This window comes from Faecalicoccus sp., assembly GCF_036552745.1.
In the GTDB taxonomy this organism is placed as follows: domain Bacteria; phylum Bacillota_I; class Bacilli_A; order Erysipelotrichales; family Erysipelotrichaceae; genus Faecalicoccus.
This window is the reverse complement of the sequence record NZ_JAXKBY010000221.1, coordinates 1-3,685: the sequence shown is the minus strand read 5'-3', so window position 1 is coordinate 3,685 and position 3,685 is coordinate 1. Positions and strand designations below refer to the sequence as shown.

Genomic DNA, 3,685 nt, shown 5'->3' with positions numbered 1-3,685 from the left:
TTTTTCTCTCTTCTTCAAGGAAAACTTCTAACTTTTGTTTATATTGTGATAATTCTTGTTTTAATTCTTGAATCTTGTTTTGGCGATACAGTTCTCTAGACTCTTTTCCAATGTAAATGGATTGTCTTTCTTTTGAAACAATACCAGTAACAAGTCCATGTAAGTATCGAGAACGATTTGTTTGAATGGCTTGTGTATTCCAACCAAAATGCTTTAAAACTTGTGTAAAATTAATAGAATCATTTTCACTGTGCAATACACAAGTTTTATATGTATCAATAGGGTTTTCTACCAATAAAAACTGATCGGCCATCCCTGAGGGGTACATATCCAGTTTTTCTTCATCCGACTTACACATCACCAAACTATTCAAAATACCCATACGAATTAATTGTTCTTCAAAGATGTCTTTTTGAATAGCACTTACATCATTCCCATACTCTAAAAACGCATACAATGGTTTAAAGCGCACATTCTTTTCCTTCAAGTAACTTCGGCTTTTTTTCGTTTGCTCATCTTCTGTGGGCGAAGGGTCTTTCATCGTCTGCCAATGTTCCAGTTCTTCCTCCAAATCAAAAATATTTTTAGAAAGTTGTTTTTGTTCATGCTGATTTTGAATTAAATCCTGTGATAATCTTTTGAATACTTCCTGATACCGATTCTGAAGAATATCTTCCATTCCCCTTGCACTTTTTACTTCTTCTTCAATTCCATTTAATATCGTAATAAGCTCATTCGAATTTAGAACCAGCAAATGATTGGATTCATTCCATTTCAATATTTGCTCTTTATAGGCTTCTATTTCTAAAATTAATTGTGATCTGAGTTTTTCAATCTGTCGTATCGTATCCTGGTAATCTTGTTGTTTGCGCTCATTCTCCTCATTCAATCTTGACAGCATTCTCTTTTCTTGATCAACTTGTGCAAAAAGCTCAATTCCCTGCGATAATTGTGTTATCTCTTCTTTTACTCGATTTAAAGTATACGTAAAATCATATTCTTGGCCCAAATGTGTGATGAATTCTTCTTTTAACGAAATTTGCTCTTCAAACTGCAAGTTTTCTTGTAACGATTCCATCTCTTGAAAAATAGAATGAATGTCTGAATCCAATTCTTCTTGTTTAGACTTCAGTTTTTTACACCGACTTTTTTCTTCAAAATATACATGTTCTTTAACATTGAGCTGTTTTTCCTTTTCCTGCAGATGCGACTGTTTCTCTTGATGATTCTTTCGATGCACTTCCAATTCATTAGTAAGTTGAATAATATCATCTTTCATTAAAGAGCTATATTCATTTTTCAAAGCCGTTTGTTCCTGCAACAACGCCTCTTTTTGTTTGAGTGCCTTTCCAAGATCCTGCTGATTTTCTTCTTGTCTATGCAAAAAATCTTTTTGTTGCTTCTGTACATTTTCAAAACGTTTTTGTTCTTCATCCGCAAGTACTGCCTTCTTGTGCAAAACAGAGCAATTATATTGATCATAGACTTTAAAGATCGTGTTGGCCGCTTGAAAGCCTTGTTTTAACATTTCCAATTGATCTTGTATATCATCCATATTCGATAAAGCCTCACTCATAGGACGTAGATCTTCTTCACTTAATGGTTGTAATGAACGACTTAGAATTTCATTGATCATCGTAGGTTTTAAAGAATTACTCAGTTTCGGCGAACGAAGCTGTACTAATAAATTAACGGTTTCTTTATATTCATCATGATTGGAAAAATGAAACAAAGCCTGATTGACACGAGCCATATATTCCTTCTGAGATTCAATCAACTGATCCCCTATCAAAGCCTTTAATGTAGATTTGGCAATGGCTAAATTGTTATTGATCAACATGATATCTTTATTGATCCTTCGATTATCCTCAATCACAAAATACCACGATTCTAAAGGTTTATTCTTTCTGGCACGTAAACCCATACCAATCGTTTTATATAAGTTTGAGTCCTCGCGCTTAAATTCCAGATACAGATAACCGATTCGATCATTACGATCGCTGTCTTCATCAATCAAATACGTTTCCATTTTTCTTGCACGAGTACCAAACGAATCTAAACGCTCGCTGCTCTTATTTCCATCCAACAATAAAGGAATAATACTTTGCAGCGTAACCGATTTACCACTTCCGTTGCTACCTCTTAACAACATGTGGCCGTCTTTAAAATAGAACTCTTCATTTGTATAAAACCAGAAATCAATTAACCCCATACGGTGCATATGCCATCTGCTTGTCAACATTCTTCTCTCCTTTAATAATTTCCGCCAATTTTTCCACAAATTGGGTATAGTAAAAATACATCTTCTTTCTCTTCAATAAAACCAAATTCTTTCATCTTCTCAATCACATCCAAACTAACTTGTGCACATCCCATTTCTCGATAGCGTTTGGGAAGCGTTAGTAATATTGCCTTGATCCTTTTTTGTAGGGCTCGATACAACCAATCTTTTTCAACGGATACTTGTTCCATATCATTTGATTTTAAAATCCCTCTTTTTACTAAAGAACGTATCTCATCGCAAATATATAAAACCAGATCCGATACCGTATTATGCGATGGAAAAAAGGAGCGAACAATGCTGTCATCTTCCAACTTTAAATAGGCACTTGATCGATATACCTGTAAAGAACAAGGAAAATAGGAAGAAAAATCATGCGATATTTGATTTCGATAATTACGAATATATTGAAAATCCTCATCCTGTGCATTGATTCGATAAATTCCCGGTGACAACAAAAGTCTTCGATATACACGCTGTCTTCGCACGATACCTCGATCTTGTGCCATATCCATCCACTCACTCTGCGAAAAATCTTCCGGCTTTTCGTAAGTAAAAATATCACGTGCAAAATTTCTCAAGACATATCGCGAATACCCTGTATTTTCATAGAGAACCTCACTTTGTGCATTACGAATAAACTGGTCTTCATCTCCGTCATTGAGCTCAAATAAATGAATAGACAAACAATACTTGATGACATGAACTAATTTTCTACGACTTGAAAACTGATTCCAATCAATTTCGCCCCATTCAAAATGCATTTGAATATATTCTGTCATTTCCGATAAAACAAATTGTTCTTCTTTTTCTTTATCTTCTAAATACATCAAGATTGTACAATATAGCTGATATTCTTCTATGCTTTTAAATTCCTGAATACCCATCCAAATTTCAGGCTTTCCGGGTATTTTTTCCAGCTTAATCAATTGAGGTGTCACAATTAAAGAATATCCTATTTTTTCTAAAAATTGCTTGCGAATCTCTTTTGCCGAATCTTTTATTGTATAATACAAATCTCGATCTTCTTTTTTTAAGATCCATTTTCGGTTCAGTAATAATTCAATCGCTTTCATGCGTTCAACCCCTCAAACTCTATACAAAACGAAGGCATTTGAATATCGCCGTCTTCACAATGAATCGTGCACATCGCATCATCCTTTAAAAAGACTCGATATGGTTCTCCTGACTCCAAACGTGTTTTTCGATCTTTATTCATAAGTGCTTTAGATAACCAACTTAATAATAATTTACGAGAATAACTGTCCAAATGATCAATCTGTGAAAAATCAATGACTTTTTGTCAATGTCATTAAGTTAAGCTACAAGAAAAGTATTAACTTAAAAACAAAGTAAAGTAAAGCCTGGATTTTGATGAAGTCCAGGCTTTATGATCACTGGTAT

The 3,685-nt window shown here is 34.1% G+C and carries 3 protein-coding genes; all 3 read right to left on the bottom strand.

The genetic code is table 11. The annotated features are described in order from the left end of the window. Positions 1 to 2,242, bottom strand: a 2,242-nt coding sequence (locus tag U0M88_RS10060; RefSeq protein ID WP_442902250.1) for a hypothetical protein, incomplete at its 3' end; no start/stop codon positions are given. Positions 2,243 to 2,253: 11 nt separating this feature from the next. After that, positions 2,254 to 3,357: a TIGR02678 family protein gene (locus U0M88_RS10055; RefSeq protein ID WP_331869720.1), complete on the bottom strand. Its 1,104-nt coding sequence runs from the start codon at positions 3,355 to 3,357 to the stop codon at positions 2,254 to 2,256. Beyond that, positions 3,354 to 3,575, bottom strand: a complete 222-nt coding sequence (locus U0M88_RS10050) for a DUF2397 family protein (RefSeq protein WP_331869721.1) — start codon at positions 3,573 to 3,575, stop codon at positions 3,354 to 3,356. Before U0M88_RS10050 ends, U0M88_RS10055 begins: the two co-directional genes overlap by 4 nt. Between the last annotated feature and the right edge of the window lie 110 nt (positions 3,576 to 3,685).